The sequence below is a fragment of the Pseudomonas sp. R151218B TE3479 genome (genome assembly GCF_053629195.1).
Genome location: NZ_JBRJHV010000001.1, coordinates 787,897 through 804,063, shown reverse-complemented (window position 1 = coordinate 804,063; position 16,167 = coordinate 787,897). Strand labels below are relative to the sequence as shown.

At 62.4% G+C, this 16,167-nt stretch carries 17 protein-coding genes; 4 read left to right on the top strand and 13 right to left on the bottom strand.

The features are described from left to right. Positions 1 to 4: 4 nt before the first annotated feature. The 5 genes from recG to exbB form a co-directional block, all read right to left on the bottom strand. A complete protein-coding gene (gene recG, locus AB7M32_RS03785; RefSeq protein ID WP_454249111.1) occupies positions 5 to 2,080 on the bottom strand; it encodes an ATP-dependent DNA helicase RecG in 2,076 nt (691 codons plus the stop codon). A gap of 9 nt (positions 2,081 to 2,089) precedes the next feature. Further along, positions 2,090 to 3,010: a hydrogen peroxide-inducible genes activator gene (locus AB7M32_RS03780; protein ID WP_053126577.1), complete on the bottom strand. Its 921-nt coding sequence runs from the start codon at positions 3,008 to 3,010 to the stop codon at positions 2,090 to 2,092. A gap of 325 nt (positions 3,011 to 3,335) precedes the next feature. Continuing rightward, positions 3,336 to 4,094 carry a TonB family protein gene (locus tag AB7M32_RS03775; protein WP_454249110.1) on the bottom strand — a complete coding sequence of 253 codons (759 nt, stop codon included), beginning with the start codon at positions 4,092 to 4,094 and terminating at the stop codon, positions 3,336 to 3,338. Continuing rightward, positions 4,091 to 4,519 (bottom strand): TonB system transport protein ExbD, encoded by a 429-nt coding sequence (gene exbD, locus AB7M32_RS03770; protein WP_060740040.1) that lies wholly within the window; start codon positions 4,517 to 4,519, stop codon positions 4,091 to 4,093. The genes AB7M32_RS03775 and exbD overlap by 4 nt, the downstream gene beginning before the upstream one ends. Before the next feature lie 6 nt (positions 4,520 to 4,525). After that, on the bottom strand, positions 4,526 to 5,509 hold the full coding sequence (gene exbB, locus AB7M32_RS03765; protein WP_454249109.1) for a tonB-system energizer ExbB: 984 nt from the start codon (positions 5,507 to 5,509) through the stop codon (positions 4,526 to 4,528). A 187-nt stretch (positions 5,510 to 5,696) separates the two neighbouring features. Between exbB and AB7M32_RS03760 the strand changes: the two genes are divergently transcribed. Beyond that, on the top strand, positions 5,697 to 6,554 hold the full coding sequence (locus AB7M32_RS03760; protein ID WP_072406089.1) for an SDR family oxidoreductase: 858 nt from the start codon (positions 5,697 to 5,699) through the stop codon (positions 6,552 to 6,554). A 122-nt stretch (positions 6,555 to 6,676) separates the two neighbouring features. Here AB7M32_RS03760 and AB7M32_RS03755 read toward each other — a convergent pair whose 3' ends face one another. The 6 genes from AB7M32_RS03755 to AB7M32_RS03730 all read right to left on the bottom strand — a co-directional run bounded on the left by AB7M32_RS03755 (position 6,677) and on the right by AB7M32_RS03730 (position 11,982). Continuing rightward, positions 6,677 to 7,417: a hypothetical protein gene (locus AB7M32_RS03755; protein ID WP_072406087.1), complete on the bottom strand. Its 741-nt coding sequence runs from the start codon at positions 7,415 to 7,417 to the stop codon at positions 6,677 to 6,679. Between the two features lie 55 nt (positions 7,418 to 7,472). Further along, positions 7,473 to 7,853 (bottom strand): RidA family protein, encoded by a 381-nt coding sequence (locus tag AB7M32_RS03750; RefSeq protein ID WP_003229509.1) that lies wholly within the window; start codon positions 7,851 to 7,853, stop codon positions 7,473 to 7,475. Positions 7,854 to 7,888: 35 nt separating this feature from the next. Then, positions 7,889 to 9,994, bottom strand: coding sequence for a bifunctional GTP diphosphokinase/guanosine-3',5'-bis pyrophosphate 3'-pyrophosphohydrolase (gene spoT, locus AB7M32_RS03745; RefSeq protein ID WP_053126562.1), 2,106 nt, complete (start codon positions 9,992 to 9,994; stop codon positions 7,889 to 7,891). A 60-nt stretch (positions 9,995 to 10,054) separates the two neighbouring features. Continuing rightward, positions 10,055 to 10,318, bottom strand: a complete 264-nt coding sequence (gene rpoZ / locus AB7M32_RS03740) for a DNA-directed RNA polymerase subunit omega (RefSeq protein ID WP_003177259.1) — start codon at positions 10,316 to 10,318, stop codon at positions 10,055 to 10,057. Between the two features lie 167 nt (positions 10,319 to 10,485). After that, complete coding sequence (gene gmk, locus AB7M32_RS03735; protein ID WP_053126561.1) at positions 10,486 to 11,106, bottom strand: guanylate kinase; 621 nt, start codon at positions 11,104 to 11,106, stop codon at positions 10,486 to 10,488. A gap of 12 nt (positions 11,107 to 11,118) precedes the next feature. Next, complete coding sequence (locus AB7M32_RS03730) at positions 11,119 to 11,982, bottom strand: YicC/YloC family endoribonuclease (protein ID WP_072406085.1); 864 nt, start codon at positions 11,980 to 11,982, stop codon at positions 11,119 to 11,121. Positions 11,983 to 12,257: 275 nt separating this feature from the next. Here AB7M32_RS03730 and rph point away from each other — a divergent pair, with 275 nt between their 5' ends. After that, on the top strand, positions 12,258 to 12,980 hold the full coding sequence (rph, locus tag AB7M32_RS03725) for a ribonuclease PH (RefSeq protein ID WP_060740056.1): 723 nt from the start codon (positions 12,258 to 12,260) through the stop codon (positions 12,978 to 12,980). Between the two features lie 34 nt (positions 12,981 to 13,014). Continuing rightward, a complete protein-coding gene (locus tag AB7M32_RS03720) occupies positions 13,015 to 13,383 on the top strand; it encodes a DUF4870 domain-containing protein (RefSeq protein WP_060740057.1) in 369 nt (122 codons plus the stop codon). Positions 13,384 to 13,561: 178 nt separating this feature from the next. On the opposite strand, the gene AB7M32_RS03715 is transcribed toward AB7M32_RS03720, so the two are convergent. Beyond that, positions 13,562 to 14,341 (bottom strand): exodeoxyribonuclease III, encoded by a 780-nt coding sequence (locus AB7M32_RS03715; protein ID WP_013694557.1) that lies wholly within the window; start codon positions 14,339 to 14,341, stop codon positions 13,562 to 13,564. An 82-nt stretch (positions 14,342 to 14,423) separates the two neighbouring features. Between AB7M32_RS03715 and pyrE the strand changes: the two genes are divergently transcribed. Next, entirely contained in the window at positions 14,424 to 15,068 is a 645-nt protein-coding gene (pyrE, locus tag AB7M32_RS03710; protein WP_072406083.1) for an orotate phosphoribosyltransferase, read from the top strand. 171 nt (positions 15,069 to 15,239) lie between these two features. On the opposite strand, the gene argB is transcribed toward pyrE, so the two are convergent. After that, positions 15,240 to 16,145 carry an acetylglutamate kinase gene (gene argB, locus AB7M32_RS03705; RefSeq protein ID WP_025216133.1) on the bottom strand — a complete coding sequence of 302 codons (906 nt, stop codon included), beginning with the start codon at positions 16,143 to 16,145 and terminating at the stop codon, positions 15,240 to 15,242. Positions 16,146 to 16,167: the final 22 nt, after the last annotated feature.

Genomic DNA, 16,167 nt, shown 5'->3' with positions numbered 1-16,167 from the left:
GTGCTCACACTTGGCCGTATTGCTGCCCATGACGCAGCCAGCGATCCAGCAGCGGGCTGACGTGGTCGGGCCAGCGTTCCAGCAGAGCCTGGGCGGCGTCGCGTACGGCGGGGAGCAGATCGGCGTCGCGCATCAGGTCGGCTACCTTGAATTGAAGCAGACCGGTCTGGCGTGTGCCGAGCATTTCACCGGGGCCGCGCAATTCGAGGTCTTTTTCGGCGATGACGAAACCGTCGTTGGTTTCGCGCATGATCCCCAGCCGTTGGCGGCCGATCTGCGACAGCGGCGGGTGATAGAGCAAGACGCAATGGCTGGCGGCGCTGCCCCGGCCCACTCGGCCGCGCAGCTGGTGCAACTGCGCCAGGCCCAGGCGCTCGGGGTTTTCGATGATCATCAGGCTGGCATTGGGCACGTCTACGCCCACCTCGATCACGGTGGTGGCAACCAGCAGTTGCAGGGCGCCGGCCTTGAATTCAGCCATCACCGCGGCTTTCTCGGCGGGCTTCATGCGACCGTGGATCAACCCGACCTTCAACTCGGCGAGGGCGGCGGTGAGGTCCTCGAAGGTGGTTTCGGCTGCCTGGCAGGTCAGTTCTTCCGACTCTTCGATCAACGTACACACCCAATAGGCCTGCCGACCCTCGGCACAGGCGCTGCGCACGCGTTCGATCACTTCCACCCGTCGGGTATCGGTGACCAGCACGGTATTGACCGGCGTGCGGCCGGGAGGCAGTTCGTCGAGGATCGAGGTGTCGAGGTCGGCGTAGGCGCTCATCGCCAGAGTCCGCGGGATCGGCGTGGCGGTCATGATCAATTGATGAGGGCACATCCGCCCACCGACGCCTTTCTGCCGCAGGGCCAGGCGTTGTTGCACGCCGAAGCGGTGCTGTTCGTCGATGATCACCAGGGCCAGGTTCTTGAACTGCACTTCGTCCTGGAACAGCGCATGGGTGCCGACCACCATCGGTGCGCCCTCGGCGATCTGCGCCAGGGCGGCGGTGCGGTTCTTGCCCTTGAGCTTGCCGGCCAGCCAAGCGACTTCGATGCCCAGCGGTTCGAGCCAGCGCTGGAAGGTGATGAAGTGTTGTTCGGCGAGGATTTCGGTGGGCGCCATCAACGCCACCTGGTAACCCGCCTCCAACGCCTGCAGCGCGGCGAGGGCGGCGACCACGGTCTTGCCGGCGCCCACATCGCCCTGGATCAGCCGCAGCATTGGCTCGGGCTGGCTCAGGTCGTAGGCGATTTCGTTGCCGACCCGCTGCTGGGCGCCTGTGGGGGTGAAGCCGAGGTTGGCCAGATAACGGGCCGGCAGGTCCCTGGCCTTGGGCATGGCCGGGGCGCGCAGGGAACGCAGGCTCTCGCGCAGGCGTTGCTGGGACAGTTGATGGGTCAGCAGCTCTTCGAACGCCAGGCGATGCTGGGCCCAGTGATGGCCGAGGGCGAGTTCGTCCACGTCGGCGTCGGCGGGTGGATGATGCAGGTAGCGGATCGCGTCGGCCAGCGGCGCCAAATGGTAATCCCGGGCCAGTTCCGTGGGTAGCCAGTCGGGCAGGCTGCTGGGGCCGAGCAACGTCAGGGTTTGCTGGCAGAGCTGGCGCAGGCGTTGCTGGGTCAGGCCTTCGGTGAGCGGATAGACCGGGGTCAGGGTTTCATCCACGGGTGGCGGTTCGTCGCCGGTAATGCTGCGGTATTCCGGGTGGTAGATTTCCAGCCCCGACGCCCCGGGCCTCGCCTCACCGTAGCAGCGCACGCGGGTGCCACGCTTGAGGCCTTCCTTTTGCGCATTGCTGAAGTGATAAAAGCGCAGGCTGAGCCCGCCAGTGCCGTCCTGCAGGCGCACCACCAGGCTGCGACGACGGCCCATGACCACGTCGGCGCCGCTGACGGTGCCTTCGATCACCGCGTCCTGTCCCGGACGCAGATGGCCGATCGGTACGACGCGGGTGCGGTCCTGGTAGCGCAACGGCAGGTGGAACAGCAGGTCCTGGAGGGTTTCCAGGCCGACCTTGGCCAATTTCTCGGCCATGGCTTCACCGACACCCTTGAGTGTCGTGACCGGCACCTTCGACAGCTCAGTCATGACCGCGGCTTACTTGCCAGCGGGCGGCTTGGCCACGGAGCACAGGCGGATCGAGTCGGCGAGGATTTCGATGGCCTTGGGCCGCGGGAAACTGGCGCGCCAGGCGATGGCGACGGTACGGAACGGCACGGGCGGCGTCAGCGGACGGACTTCGATCACGCCGGGGGAGTAATGGTGGCTGTCCACCGCCGACAGCGGCAGGATCGAGATGCCCAGGCCGGATGCGACCATGTGGCGAATGGTTTCCAGGGAGCTGGATTCCACCGTGGTGTGCTTGGCCCCTTCGCTGCCCTTGGTCAGGGTCGGACAGGCTTCGAGCACCTGGTCGCGGAAGCAATGGCCTTCGCCGAGCAGCAGCAGGCTCTTGTCGTTGAGCAGGGCCGCGTCGATGGTTTTTTTCTGGGTCCAGGGGTGCTCAGCCGGCATCAGGACGTAGAAGGGCTCGTCGTAGAGCGGCAGGGTCAGGACGTCGGCTTCGTTGAACGGCAGGGCGATGATGATCGCATCCAACTCGCCGTTGCGCAGCTTGTCGCGCAGCACATGGGTGAAGTTTTCTTCGATGTACAACGGCATCTGCGGGGCGACCCGGTGCAGTTGCGGAATCAGATGCGGGAACAGGTATGGGCCGACGGTGTAGATCGCGCCGACCTTCAGCGGGGCGGTCAGTTGGTTCTTGCCGGCCTGGGCCAGTTCGCGAATGCCTTGGGCCTGCTCCAGGACTTTTTGGGCCTGGGCGACGATGCCTTCGCCCACGGGGGTCAGGCGCACGGCGCTTTTGCTGCGCTCGAAAATCAGCACACCGAGTTCGTCTTCAAGTTTTTTCACGCCCACCGACAGCGTCGGCTGGCTGACGTGGCAGCGCTCGGCCGCATGGCCGAAATGCTGCTCTTGGGCGAGGGTCACGATGTAGCGTAATTCTGTGAGGGTCATGGCGAGCGTCCGTGAAGTTGCGAGCCAAGCATACCGGCTGCAATCGATAGACGCACGTTATCAGACTGGGGGCGCGGTGGGACACTGTCGAATGTCTGTGTGGCGAGGGGATTTATCTGTGGCGAGGGGATTTATCCCCGTTGGGCTGCGCAGCAGCCCCAAAAACACGACTGTCGTCGGGAAGTCAGGAAGATGAGGTCATCTATTTTTAGGGGCGCTACGCGCCCCAGCGGGGATAAATCCCCTCGCCACAGATAAAGCCCCTACCCGAATAAATCCCCACAAAAATAAGAAGCCCCTGTTACAGGGGCTTGCAAATTTGCGATCAACGCCGGCGCTTGTCGATGGAATACACAAACGGTGCCGTCAGTTCGATGGTGCCGTTGGTCAGCAGCTCCGCCGGTGGCTTGGGCAGCGGTTGGGCGCGGCGGATCATTTCCAGGGTGGCCCGGTCCAGCAACTCCGTGCCGGAACTGCCCACCAATTCGAAGGACAGCACGTTGCCGTCGGCATCCACCACGAAACGCAAGCGGTTGGTGCCTTCCTTGTTCATTTGCTGTGCCCTGGGCGGGTACTTCTTGTACTTGCCCAAGTGCGCCAGCAGCGTGCCCTGCCAATTGGCCTTGGCGGCCGTTTGCGCAGGTGACGGGCCGGGCGCCGGTTGCGCGGATTTCTCGGTCGGTGCCTGGGTCGGCTGAGTGTCGCTCGGTTTCTGCTCCGACGGCTGTTCCTTCGGCGGCTCCGGCTTTTTCTCGACCACGGGCTTGGGTTTGGGCGGTTGAGGCTTGGGCTTGGGCTTGACCGGCTTGGGCACGGCGATTTCCGGCTTCGGCGCTTCGGCAAGCTTGGGCAGCGGCAGCTCTTCGACTGGCTCGGGCGGTTGCGGCGGTGTGACGACTTTTGGCGGTGCCGGCGGTGGCGGGGCTGGCACTGGCGCCAGTTCGACCATCATCGCCTGGGGTGGCAATTCGATGGGCGCGCGCGAGGTCCAGTTCAGCGCCAGGGCGATGGCGAGCGCATGCACGGCCAATACCACCACCAGGCTACCGCTGTAACGCGTCAGCTTTTGGCGCGTCGTGATCATTTCTTGGGCGCCGTCTCGAGTCCGACCAGACCGACCTTCAGGTAGCCGGCGCTTCGCAGGGCGTCCATCACGCTCATCAGGTCGCCGTAGTCCACGCCTTTATCGGCCTGGAAGAAGATCGTCGTGTCTTTCTTGCCCTGGGTCTTGGCGTCGAGGGTCGCGCCGAGGGTGTCGGCCTTGACCTCGTCCTCACCCAGAAACAGGCGCTGGTCGGCCTTGACGCTGAGGAACACTGGTTTTTCCGGCCGCGGCGAAGGCTTGGCCGTCGACGCCGGCAGGTCGACCTTGATGTCCACGGTTGCCAGCGGGGCGGCCACCATGAAGATGATCAACAGCACCAGCATCACGTCGATGAACGGCGTGACGTTGATTTCGTGGTTCTCGGCCAGATCGTCGTCTGCGCCTTCTTTCAAATGCAGGCCCATGGCCGATTACCCCACTTTCACCATGTGCGGTTGCGAGCCACGCTCGGGCGGCAGGTGATCAAGGTCACGGCTGACCAGCAGCAGGACTTGCGCCGAAGCGTCGGAGACCTGGGCCTTGTAGCCGGCAATGGAGCGGGCGAAGACGTTGTAGATCACCACGGCTGGAATGGCCGCGACCAGGCCCAGTGCCGTTGCCAGCAGGGCTTCGGCGATGCCCGGAGCGACAACGGCGAGGTTGGTGGTCTGGGTCTTGGCGATGCCGATGAAGCTGTTCATGATGCCCCACACGGTGCCGAACAGGCCGACGAACGGCGCGGTGGAACCGATGGTGGCGAGCACGCCGGTGCCGCTGCTCATGTTGCGACCGCAGGCGGCAACCAGGCGCTCCAGGCGGAAACTCACGCGTTCCTTGATGCCTTCTTTCTCGCGGCTGTTGGCCGACAGGCGCATCTCTTCGAGTGCGTCATGCACCAGCAGGTTGGCAAGGGTGCCTTCCTTCGCGGCGGTGGCGCTGGCTTCCTTGAGGGTGGCGGCTTTTTTCAGGGCGGCGATTTCACCGCGCAAGCGACGCTTGGCCCCCAGCAGCTCGAAGCCTTTGGCGATCCAGATGGTCCAGGTGATGATCGAGGCGATGGCCAGGCCGATCATCACGATTTTCACGATGATGTCGGCGTTCTTATACATGCCCCAGGGCGACAGGTCGTGGGCCATGCCCAGGGTATTGTCGGCTTCGAGCATTTCAGGCACCTGGGCCTCGACGGCTTGGGCCGGATCGGTGGCGACTGGCGTCGCAACGGGAGCGGCCGGGTCAACAGGCGCCTGGGCCGCTGCAGGTGCGGCGGCCGGCGTCGTGGCAGGGGACGTGGCGGGCGTCTGTGCATCAGCGAGCGCGGCGGCAGGTGCCAGCAGCAGGCTGAACAGCAGGGCGGCTACCGTGCTCCAGGCACGAGGTCGGTTGGTTGGCGAAGCGGGGGATAGAGAGCGTTTCATGCTGGCCGGACCTGAGAAAAAAGAAGGTTGATGTTCTTCCAGGCCTCGTGGGGCCGAGAACAAAAGTGGCAGGCATTATTGCAAGTAATTCTTGTTAACAAAAGTAATACAGTAACTTTTTTTCTTGCACTGCTAGCCGCTCGTCCCTCTCGGAGGCTAGTCTGCGGCTTTGCCAGAGGAGTTCTTGATGTCCGCGCCTTCTGTTTTGATCGCCGGCTGCGGTGATATCGGCGGCCGCCTGGCTCGTCAGTTATTGGCCGCACATTGGCAGGTCCATGGCCTGCGGCGTACGGTTTCGAGCCTGCCGGCCGGCGTCATCGGGGTGGCGGGGGATCTGTTCAGCGAGCAGTGCCCTGCCGATTGGCCCACCGGTTCGTTGGATTACTTGGTGTACAGCGCTGCGGCCACTGACCATGACGAAGCGGGCTATCGCACGGCTTATGTCGAAGGGCTGCAGCATGTGTTGAGCTGGTTGCAGCAGCACGGACAGCGGCCCAAGCGCCTGCTGTTTGTGTCCAGCAGCAGTGTGTATGGGCAGCAAGCGGGGGAATGGGTCGATGAAACCTCACCCACCGTGGCCGGTGGTTACTCCGGCCGGCTGATGCTCGAAGCCGAACAAGTGGCCCTGGACAGTGGCATTCCCGCCAGCCGCGTGCGCTTGACCGGCATCTACGGCCCGGGTCGCGAGTGGCTGCTAAGCCAGGTGCGCCAGGGCTACAGCGTGGTGGAGGATCCGCCCCTGTATGCCAACCGCATCCATGCCGACGACGCGGCGGGCCTGCTGGCCTTTCTGCTGGAAGCCGATCGCCAGGGCAAGCCCTTGGAAGACTGCTACATCGGCGTCGACGACACGCCTGCCGCGCTGGCCGACGTGGTGGGCTGGTTGCGCGACTACCTGGGTGTCACCCAATGGGCCGAAAACGCCAGCGTCCGCCGCGCCGGCAGCAAACGCTGCAGCAACGCCCGGGCCAAGGCCCTGGGCTGGTCGCCGCGTTATCCGAGTTTTCGCGAGGGGTATGCGGCGATTCTGGAAGGGCGCTGCTGACTTCCAATCGCCTCAAAACACCTGTGGGAGCGAGCTTCCTCGCGATGAAGCCCTAACAGTCAACATCAAGGTTGGCTGTTACACCGCTATCGCGAGCAAGCTCGCTCCCACAGGGTGTTGTGCTATTGCTTTTCCAGCAGCCACTGCCGAGCACCCGGCGTGAACGAAGGCATTTCATCGGCCAATGCCGCATTCACGGTCTGGAAAATCTCCAGCTTCTTGCCGTCACGGGCAAAGATCCAGGTGTTGCCCTGGCCGTTCTGTTGCAGCCAGATGTTGTCGTTGCCGCCGCTCATCGAGGCGCAGTCGCCTGCCAGGCACAGGGCGTAACGGTCGGCGCCCGGCAGGCCGCTGACCTGGCCGTCGGGTTGGAATTGCACGGTGGCGCCCTGGCCGGGGCCGCTGGCGATGTTCCAGGTGCCGCCCAGGTAGGCGGCATACAGCGCGCGTTCGAAGCTGGCGCCGATAGGCGCGCCCTCCGGTACCTGAACTTTCGCACGGTCGAACACCTGCTGCGGCTCGTTCTCGGTGGCGGCCTGGCTCAACTGGTCGCCGTCGCGCTTGAGCTCGCTGGCGGAGCTGCCATAGAAGTCGACTTTCCAGGTGCCGTCTTCTTCGCCCAGCAACTTGCCTTCGACGTTTTCAAAACCGTTGGTATAGCGCGCCTGGCCGGCTCGGGTGTTGATGTCCCATTCCAGGTTCGGGCCATAGCCTTGCAGCGCTTCGCGCAGCGGGCCGCCTTTGGCGGCAGCGTCGATGGCCGCCTGGTTGATCCAGGTGCCGCTGATGTCACGGTCGGCAGGGTCGCTGGCGCAACCGCCCAGAAAAAGGGCGAGCAGCGAGAAAGCAAGCGCTTTGCGCATGGTGGAATCCTTTCAAGACGAAAACGGCGCAGCGGGGGAGGCTGCGCCGACCTTATTACTCGATGACCAGAATGGCATCCATCTCAACCTGCGAGCCCTTTGGCAGGGCTGCCACGCCAATGGCGGCGCGGGCAGGGTAAGGCTGGTCGAAGTACTTGCCCATGATCTCGTTGACCTTGGCGAAGTGGCTCAGGTCGGTGAGGAAGATGTTCAGCTTGACGATGTCCTTGAAGGAACCACCGGCGGCCTCGGCCACGGCCTTGAGGTTTTCGAACACCTGCACGGTCTGGGCTTCGAAGCCTTCCACCAGCTCCATGGTCTTCGGGTCCAGCGGGATCTGGCCCGACATGTACACGGTGTTGCCGGCCTTGATCGCCTGGGAATAGGTGCCGATGGCGGCTGGGGCCTTGTCGCTGGTGATAACGGTCTTGGTCATTGATGACTCCTTGTAAGGAATGGGCTATTGAGGCGCTATGCGCGCATGCGGGTGATGCGGATAACGCCGGTCAGGGCGCGCAGTTTCTTGATCACGCGGGCCAGGTGCACACGGTCGTGCACGCTGACCACCAATTGGACGACGCTGATGCGGCCATCGCGCTCGTCCATGCTGATTTTTTCGATATTGCCGTCGGCGGCGTTGACGCTGCTGGCCAGCAGCGCGATCAGGCCGCGCTGGTGCTCCAGTTCGACCCGCAGCTCGACGTTGAATTCGCCGGTGACATCCTTGGCCCAGGAGAGCTGGATGCATTTTTCCGGGTTGTGGCGGATTTCGCTGATGTTACGGCAGTTGTCCAGGTGCACCACCATCCCCTTGCCGGCGGACAGGTGGCCGACAATCGGGTCGCCCGGGATCGGCGTGCAGCACTTGGCATAGCTGAGCACCAGGCCTTCGGTGCCGCGAATCGCCAGCGGTCCTTCGGGGCTTGGCAGTTGTTCGCCTTCGCCGAGCAGGCGGCGGGCGACGACATAGGCCATGCGATTGCCCAGGCCGATGTCTTCGAGCAGGTCCTCGATCAATTCGAGGCGGTATTCGTGGAGCATCACCTGCACGCGCTCGCCCGGGATCTTGTCCAGGGAGCTGTCGAAGCCGTTCAGGACCTTGTTCAGCAGGCGTTCGCCGAGGCTGATGGATTCGGAGCGGCGTTGCAGTTTCAAGGCATGCCGGATGTGCGTACGGGCCTTGCCGGTGACCACGAAGTTGAGCCATGCCGGGTTGGGCCGTGCGCCGGGGGCGCTGACGATTTCCACCGTGGAGCCGCTTTGCAGCGGCTCGGACAACGGTGCCAGGCGACGGTTGATCCGACACGCGATGCAGCTGTTGCCGACGTCGGTGTGCACCGCGTAGGCAAAGTCCACGGCCGTGGAGCCTTTGGGCAGCTCCATGATCCGGCCTTTGGGGGTGAAGACATAGACCTCGTCCGGGAACAGGTCGATCTTCACGCTCTCGATGAATTCCAGGGAATTACCAGCGCGCTGCTGCATTTCCAGCACACCCTTGACCCACTGCCGGGCGCGGGCATGGGTGCTCTTGGGTTGTTCATCACCGCTGGATTTGTAGAGCCAATGGGCGGCGATGCCGTTGTTGGCCATCTCTTCCATTTCGCGGGTGCGGATCTGGATTTCGATCGGGACGCCGTGCATGCCGAACAACGTGGTGTGCAGCGACTGGTAGCCGTTGGCCTTGGGGATCGCGATGTAATCCTTGAAGCGCCCTGGCAACGGTTTGTACAAATTATGTACAGCACCCAGCACGCGATAGCAGGTGTCGACCTTGTCGACGATGATCCGGAACGCGTAGACGTCCATGATCTCGTTGAAGGCCCGACGCTTGCCGCGCATTTTCTTGTAGATGCCGTAGAGGTGTTTCTGCCGCCCGCTGACTTCGCCTTCGATGCCGTCGATGGCCAGGCAGTGGCTCAGGGACTCTTCGATCTTGTTGACGATTTCCTTGCGGTTGCCCCGGGCGCGCTTGACGGCCTGGTTGATCCGCGCCGAACGCATCGGGTGCATGGCCTTGAAGCCGAGGTCTTCGAACTCGATGCGGATCGCGTGCATGCCCAGGCGATTGGCGATGGGGGCGTAGATTTCCAGGGTTTCCTTGGCGATGCGCCGGCGTTTTTCGCCGGACAGCACTTCCAGGGTGCGCATGTTGTGCAGGCGGTCGGCGAGCTTGACCAGGATCACGCGGATGTCGCGGGCCATGGCCATGGCCATTTTCTGGAAGTTCTCGGCCTGGGCCTCGGCCTTGGTCTCGAAGTTCATCTGGGTCAGCTTGCTGACGCCGTCGACCAGTTCGGCCACGGTTTCGCCGAACTGCGCTTGCAGCGCTTCCTTGGCAATGCCGGTGTCTTCGATCACGTCATGCAGCATCGCCGCCATCAGGCTCTGATGGTCCATGTGCATGTCGGCAAGAATATTCGCCACGGCAAGCGGGTGCGTGACGTACGCCTCGCCGCTGCGGCGGCGTTGGCCGTCGTGGGCTTGTTCGGCGTAGAAATAGGCTCGGCGGACCAGATTGACCTGGTCCGTGCCGAGGTAGGCCGATAAGCGATCGGCGAGGGCGTCTATGCTCGGCATGATGATGACTCCTGCCGTTTGCTGTGACCCCGCGCCGTGCTACGTCGACCAGGCATAGGCTTAGACCGCCTCGTTGGACTCGTCCTCGAACGCTGCGAACAGCGGTTCGTCCTCGACGATTTCAGCGTTGGCGATGAACTCGTAGCTCATCAGGCCCTCGGCGATTTCACGCAGCGCTACCACGGTAGGCTTGTCGTTTTCCCACTGGACCAATGGCTCTTTGCCGCCGGTGGCCAGTTGACGGGCACGCTTGGTAGAGAGCATGACCAGCTCAAAGCGGTTTTCCACGTGTTCTAGGCAGTCTTCAACGGTTACGCGGGCCATGGTATTCCTCGGAGCGAATGCAATATGCGCGCTGCCCGGTTGGGCGAGCGGACTCGACAGTTTAAAAAAACACCAGCGTTTAGGGAAGCGCTGATTTTTTAACCAAACCCCTCGGCGCGCTGCGAGTACCAATGTAAAGCCGTCGCAGCGGTTTTGGGAAGGGCTGTTCAGCCCAGCAGTTCGGCCAATAATTTACCGAAACGTTGCTGCTGGCGTTTCTGCTGCAGCTGGCTGGCGCGGAAAATCGCCTTGAGATCGTCCAGCGCGTGGGCGAAATCGTCATTGATGATCAGGTAATCGTAGTCGACGTAGTGGCTCATTTCGCTGACCGCTTCACGCATCCGGCCTTCGATGATTTCGTCGCTGTCCTGGCCACGGTTGGTCAGGCGCTGGCGCAACGCCTGCTGGCTCGGTGGCAGGATGAAGATCGAACGGGCCTGGGGCATCAGCTTGCGCACCTGCTCGGCGCCTTGCCAGTCGATTTCCAGGATCAGGTCATGGCCTTCGTCGAGGGTCTGCTGCAGATAGCTTTGCGAGGTGCCGTAGAGGTTGCCGAAGACTTCGGCGCGCTCCAGGAAATCGCCGTGTTCGGCCATCTTCACGAATTCTTCGCGGTCGACGAAGTGATAGTTCACGCCGTTAACTTCGCCCGGGCGCATGGCACGGGTGGTGTGCGAGACCGAGACGCGGATCTGCGGCTCGGCGTCGATCAGGGCCTTGACCAGGCTGGTCTTGCCAGCGCCCGAGGGCGCGGAAATGATGTAGAGAGTGCCGGTGCTGTGGGTCATGTCGGGTTAGCCTTACTCAATGTTCTGCACTTGTTCGCGCATTTGTTCGATCAACACCTTGAGGTTGACCGCCGCCTGGGTGCTGCGCGGGTCGAAGGCTTTGGAGCCCAGTGTATTGGCTTCGCGGTTGAGCTCCTGCATCAGGAAGTCCAGGCGGCGACCGGCCGCACCGCCGGACTTGAGCACCCGGCGGACTTCGATGATGTGGGTGCTCAGGCGATCCAGTTCTTCGGCCACGTCGCTCTTTTGCGCGAGCATGACCATTTCCTGTTCCAGCCGCTGCGGGTCCAGCTCGGCCTTCATGTCGGCGAAGCGGTCGAGGACTTTCTGGCGCTGGGTGGCAAGCATTTGCGGGACCAGCTCACGCAGGGTGCTGACGTCTTCTTCGATGGAGGTCAGGCGCTCGTTGATCAGCCGGGCCAGCTCCGCGCCTTCACGCTCGCGACCGGCCTTGAGTTCTTGCAAGCCTTGGTTGAACAGCGCCAGCGCCTCGGCGTTCAGTGCTTGCGGGTCGCTCGCGTCACCCACCAGCACGCCGGGCCAGGCCAGGACTTCCAGCGGGTTCAGGGCGGCGGGGTTCTTGATCAGGCTGGCGACGGTTTCGGCGGCGGCGACCAATTGCGCGGCGCGCTCGCGGTCCACTTGCAGGGCTTTGCCGGTGTTTTCTTCGGTGAAACGCAGGGTGCATTCCAGCTTGCCCCGGGACAGGCCCTGGCGCAGGGCTTCGCGCACGCCGCCTTCCAGGTCGCGGAAGGACTCGGGCAGGCGCAGGTGCGGCTCCAGGTAACGGCTGTTGACCGAGCGCAGTTCCCAGCTCAGCGTGCCTTGGGCCCCGGCTTTTTCGACGCGGGCGAAGGCGGTCATGCTGTGCACCATGGAGGTTCCTCGCAATGCAGGCCGGCACGACGGTGGTCGTGGGCCTGGGATCTGTAGATAAAAGCCCGAGGGCAGCAAAGGCGCAGGATTGTAGCGCAGTGGGGCGCAAGCGCCCAAACAGCTCCGGTAACAAAGCGCCGCAGCCCGTCGGCCGGGGCTTTGAGGGTGCTCACCCGTGCCAGCTTTTTAGCGCTGCGCGACGTTTTAACTGCCCTCTGACGGTTCACGGCTCTATAATGCCAGGCAGTTTTCCGTCCTTTGTACAGGTGTTCCCTATGAAACGTCCAAGTGGTCGCGCTGCCGATCAGCTTCGCTCGATCCGCATTACCCGCAACTACACCAAACACGCCGAGGGATCTGTACTGGTCGAGTTCGGTGATACCAAGGTCATCTGCACCGTCAGCGTCGAAAACGGCGTGCCACGGTTCCTCAAGGGCCAGGGCCAGGGCTGGCTGACCGCCGAATACGGCATGCTGCCGCGTGCCACCGGCGAGCGGAACCAGCGTGAGGCCAGCCGTGGCAAGCAGGGCGGTCGTACCCTGGAAATCCAACGGCTGATCGGCCGTTCGCTGCGCGCTGCGCTGGACATGTCCAAGCTGGGCGACGTGACGCTGTATGTCGATTGCGACGTGATCCAGGCCGATGGCGGCACCCGTACGGCCTCCATCACCGGGGCCATGGTTGCGCTGGTCGATGCCTTGAAAGTGATCAAGAAGCGCGGCGGCCTCAAGGGCGGCGACCCGCTCAAGCAAATGATCGCCGCTGTGTCCGTGGGCATGTACCAAGGCGAGCCGGTGCTGGACCTGGACTACCTCGAAGACTCCGCCGCCGAGACCGACCTGAACGTGGTCATGACCAGCGCCGGCGGTTTCATCGAAGTCCAGGGTACCGCCGAAGGCGCGCCGTTCCAGCCGGAAGATTTGAACGCTATGCTGGAGTTGGCGAAGAAAGGCATGAACGAGATCTTCGAATTGCAAAAGGCCGCGTTGGCCGACTGATCGATTCCCGCTTCAAGACAACAAGGAGAGCGTCATGAGTGATGAGCAAATCCTGCTGCCCCAGCCGAGCAAAGAGGCGCGTCAATGGGCGATGTTTTGTCACCTGTCCGCCTTGTTGGGGATCTGGATTCCGTTTGGCACGCTGATCGGGCCGTTGGTGCTTTGGCAGCTCAAGCGTGAATCCGACCCGTTCATCGATGCCCAGGGCAAGGAAGCGCTGAACTTCCAGATCACCGTGGCGATTGCTTCGGCCATCTGTCTGCTGCTGATGATCGTGGTGATTGGCTTCTTCCTGTTCGGCCTGGTGGCCATTGGTGCACTGGTGCTGACCATCATTGGCGGCGTGAAGGCGAATGAAGGGCAGCCGTATCGGTATCCATTTACCTGGCGGTTGGTCAAATAACGATCAGCTAGCGCCTTTCCCTGTGGGAGCGAGCTTGCTCGCGATGGCGATGTGTCATTCGGCATTGATGTTGACTGATTCACCGCCATCGCGAGCAAGCTCGCTCCCACAGTTGATTTTCAGTGGCCACAAAAAAACCGACATCTCTGTCGGTTTTTTTGTGGCTGCGAAACGACACTCAGATCGTCAGCGTCCAGTCGTAATCCACGATCAACGGCGCATGCTGCGAGAACCGTGGCTGGCGCGGCAGGCGGGCGCTGCGTACGAAGCGGCGCAGGCCGGGCGTCAGTAGCTGATAATCAAAACGCCAGCCGAGGTTGAGCATCTCGGCCTGTTCATTGTCTGGCCACCAACTGTACTGATCGCCCTCACGGCTGACTTCGCGCAGGGCATCGACATAACCCATGTTGCCAATGATCTCGTCCATCCAGGCCCGTTCCGGCGCCAGGAAACCTGGGGATTGTTGGCTGTCGCGCCAGTTCTTGATATCCAGCTTCTGTTGCGCCACGTACAGCGAGCCACAATAAATGTACTCGCGACGTTTGCGTCGCTGTTTATCCAGATAACGGGCGAAGTCGTCCATTAACTTGAATTTCTGATTCAAATCTTCATCGCCGTTCTGCCCCGAAGGGAGCAGTAAGGTCGCGATGCTGACCTTGTCGAAATCGGCTTGCAGGTAGCGCCCGTAGCGGTCCGCCGTCTCGAAACCGAGACCGTTGATGACAGCCTTCGGTTGCAGCCGCGAGTACAAAGCCACGCCACCCTGGGCGGGGACTTCGGCATCGCAGGCATAAAGGAAGTAACCATCCAGTTGGAAGGCTGCATCGTCCAGTTCAAAGGCGGAGGCGCGGGTGTCCTGCAGGCAGATGACGTCGGCATTCTGTGCTTGCAGCCAACTGAGCAAACCACGCTCCACTGCAGCCTGAATACCATTGACGTTCACACTGATGATCCGCATAAATGGCCCCAAAAATCACGTGCGTGTATGATACACGGCGTGTACCTATTTAGCTAAATCCGTGGTATTTGGGGCTTTTTTCATGCAGGCGTATCAGCGCGATTTCATTCGTTTTGCCATCGATCGCGGCGTTTTGCGCTTCGGTGAGTTCACCCTCAAGTCCGGTCGCACCAGCCCGTACTTCTTCAATGCGGGCCTGTTCAACAGCGGAACCGCCCTGGCGCAGTTGGGGCGGTTCTACGCGGCAGCCATCGTCGAGAGCGGCATTCCGTTCGACGTGCTGTTCGGCCCGGCCTACAAAGGCATCCCGCTGGCCGCCACCACTGCGGTCGCCTTGGCCGAGCACCACGACCGCGACCTGCCCTGGTGCTTCAACCGCAAGGAAGCCAAGGCCCACGGCGAAGGCGGCAGCCTGGTCGGCGCGCCGCTGACCGGCGATGTATTGATCATCGACGACGTGATCACCGCCGGCACCGCCATTCGCGAAGTGATGCAGATCATCGCTTCCCAGGAAGGCGCCAAGGCAGCCGGCGTGCTGATCGCCCTGAACCGTCAGGAGCGCGGCAACGGTGAGTTGTCGGCGATCCAGGAAGTGGAGCGCGACTTTGGCATTCCGGTGATCAGCATCGTGTCGCTGAACCAGGTGCTGGAGTTTTTGGCCGACGACCCGCAGCTCAAGCAGCATTTGCCGGCGGTTGAGGCTTATCGCGCGCAGTTTGGTGTCTAAAAGGCTTGCGCCAAGCCTTGTGGGAGCGAGCTTGCTCGCGATAGCGGCTTATCATTCAGCATTCTATTGACTGACCCACCGCTATCGCGAGCAAGCTCGCTCCCACAGTCGTCAGACAAAAAAAGACCCCGCTCAACCAAGTTGAGCGGGGTCTTTTTTTACCGGTATCGCTTAAGGACGCTTGCGATTACTGATCAACGTACCCACACCCGTATCGGTGAAGATCTCCAGCAGAATCGCGTTCGGTACCCGGCCGTCGATGATCAGCGAGCTGCCGACGCCGCCCTGTACCGCTTCCAGCGCGCAACGAATCTTCGGCAGCATGCCGCCGTAGATGGTGCCATCGGCGATCAGGTCGTCGACCTGCTGGGTCGACAACCCGGTCAGGACCTTGCCGGTCTTGTCCATCAGGCCGGCGATGTTGGTCAGCAGCATCAGCTTTTCAGCTTTCAGTGCTTCGGCCACCTTGCCGGCCACCAAGTCGGCGTTGATGTTGTACGACTCGCCGTTGGCGCCCACGCCGATGGGCGCGATCACCGGGATGAAGTCGCCCTTGACCAGCAGGTTCAGCAGGTCGGTGTTGATGCCGACCACTTCGCCCACGTGACCAATGTCGATGATTTCCGGCTGGGTCATCTCCGGCGTCTGACGGGTGACGGTGAGTTTCTTCGCCCGGATCAGCTCGGCGTCCTTGCCCGTCAGGCCAATGGCGCTGCCGCCATGGCGGTTGATCAGGTTGACGATGTCCTTGTTGACCTGGCCGCCGAGGACCATTTCCACCACATCCATGGTCTGCGCGTCAGTCACGCGCATACCATCGATGAAGTGACTCTCGATCGACAGGCGCTTGAGCAGATCGCCGATTTGCGGGCCGCCGCCGTGGACCACCACCGGGTTGATGCCCACGGCCTTCATCAGCACGATGTCGCGGGCGAAGCCGGTTTTCAGCTCCTCGCTTTCCATCGCGTTGCCGCCGTATTTGATCACCAGGGTCTTGCCGACGTAGCGTCGGATATAAGGCAACGCTTCGGACAGGACCTTGGCGGTGTTGGCGGCGGCTTCGCGTTCGAGGGTCATTCAGGGCTCCGGTAGTGCTTCA

Excerpts from the sequence above, each read along its gene's own strand:
- recG (WP_454249111.1), bottom strand. The coding sequence starts at position 2,080 with ATGACTGAGCTGTCGAAGGTGCCGGTCACGACACTCAAGGGTGTCGGT.
- AB7M32_RS03780 (WP_053126577.1), bottom strand. The coding sequence starts at position 3,010 with ATGACCCTCACAGAATTACGCTACATCGTGACCCTCGCCCAAGAGCAG.
- AB7M32_RS03775 (WP_454249110.1), bottom strand. The coding sequence starts at position 4,094 with ATGATCACGACGCGCCAAAAGCTGACGCGTTACAGCGGTAGCCTGGTG.
- exbD (WP_060740040.1), bottom strand. The coding sequence starts at position 4,519 with ATGGGCCTGCATTTGAAAGAAGGCGCAGACGACGATCTGGCCGAGAAC.
- exbB (WP_454249109.1), bottom strand. The coding sequence starts at position 5,509 with ATGAAACGCTCTCTATCCCCCGCTTCGCCAACCAACCGACCTCGTGCC.
- AB7M32_RS03760 (WP_072406089.1), top strand. The coding sequence starts at position 5,697 with ATGTCCGCGCCTTCTGTTTTGATCGCCGGCTGCGGTGATATCGGCGGC.
- AB7M32_RS03755 (WP_072406087.1), bottom strand. The coding sequence starts at position 7,417 with ATGCGCAAAGCGCTTGCTTTCTCGCTGCTCGCCCTTTTTCTGGGCGGT.
- AB7M32_RS03750 (WP_003229509.1), bottom strand. The coding sequence starts at position 7,853 with ATGACCAAGACCGTTATCACCAGCGACAAGGCCCCAGCCGCCATCGGC.
- spoT (WP_053126562.1), bottom strand. The coding sequence starts at position 9,994 with ATGCCGAGCATAGACGCCCTCGCCGATCGCTTATCGGCCTACCTCGGC.
- rpoZ (WP_003177259.1), bottom strand. The coding sequence starts at position 10,318 with ATGGCCCGCGTAACCGTTGAAGACTGCCTAGAACACGTGGAAAACCGC.
- gmk (WP_053126561.1), bottom strand. The coding sequence starts at position 11,106 with ATGACCCACAGCACCGGCACTCTCTACATCATTTCCGCGCCCTCGGGC.
- AB7M32_RS03730 (WP_072406085.1), bottom strand. The coding sequence starts at position 11,982 with ATGGTGCACAGCATGACCGCCTTCGCCCGCGTCGAAAAAGCCGGGGCC.
- rph (WP_060740056.1), top strand. The coding sequence starts at position 12,258 with ATGAAACGTCCAAGTGGTCGCGCTGCCGATCAGCTTCGCTCGATCCGC.
- AB7M32_RS03720 (WP_060740057.1), top strand. The coding sequence starts at position 13,015 with ATGAGTGATGAGCAAATCCTGCTGCCCCAGCCGAGCAAAGAGGCGCGT.
- AB7M32_RS03715 (WP_013694557.1), bottom strand. The coding sequence starts at position 14,341 with ATGCGGATCATCAGTGTGAACGTCAATGGTATTCAGGCTGCAGTGGAG.
- pyrE (WP_072406083.1), top strand. The coding sequence starts at position 14,424 with ATGCAGGCGTATCAGCGCGATTTCATTCGTTTTGCCATCGATCGCGGC.
- argB (WP_025216133.1), bottom strand. The coding sequence starts at position 16,145 with ATGACCCTCGAACGCGAAGCCGCCGCCAACACCGCCAAGGTCCTGTCC.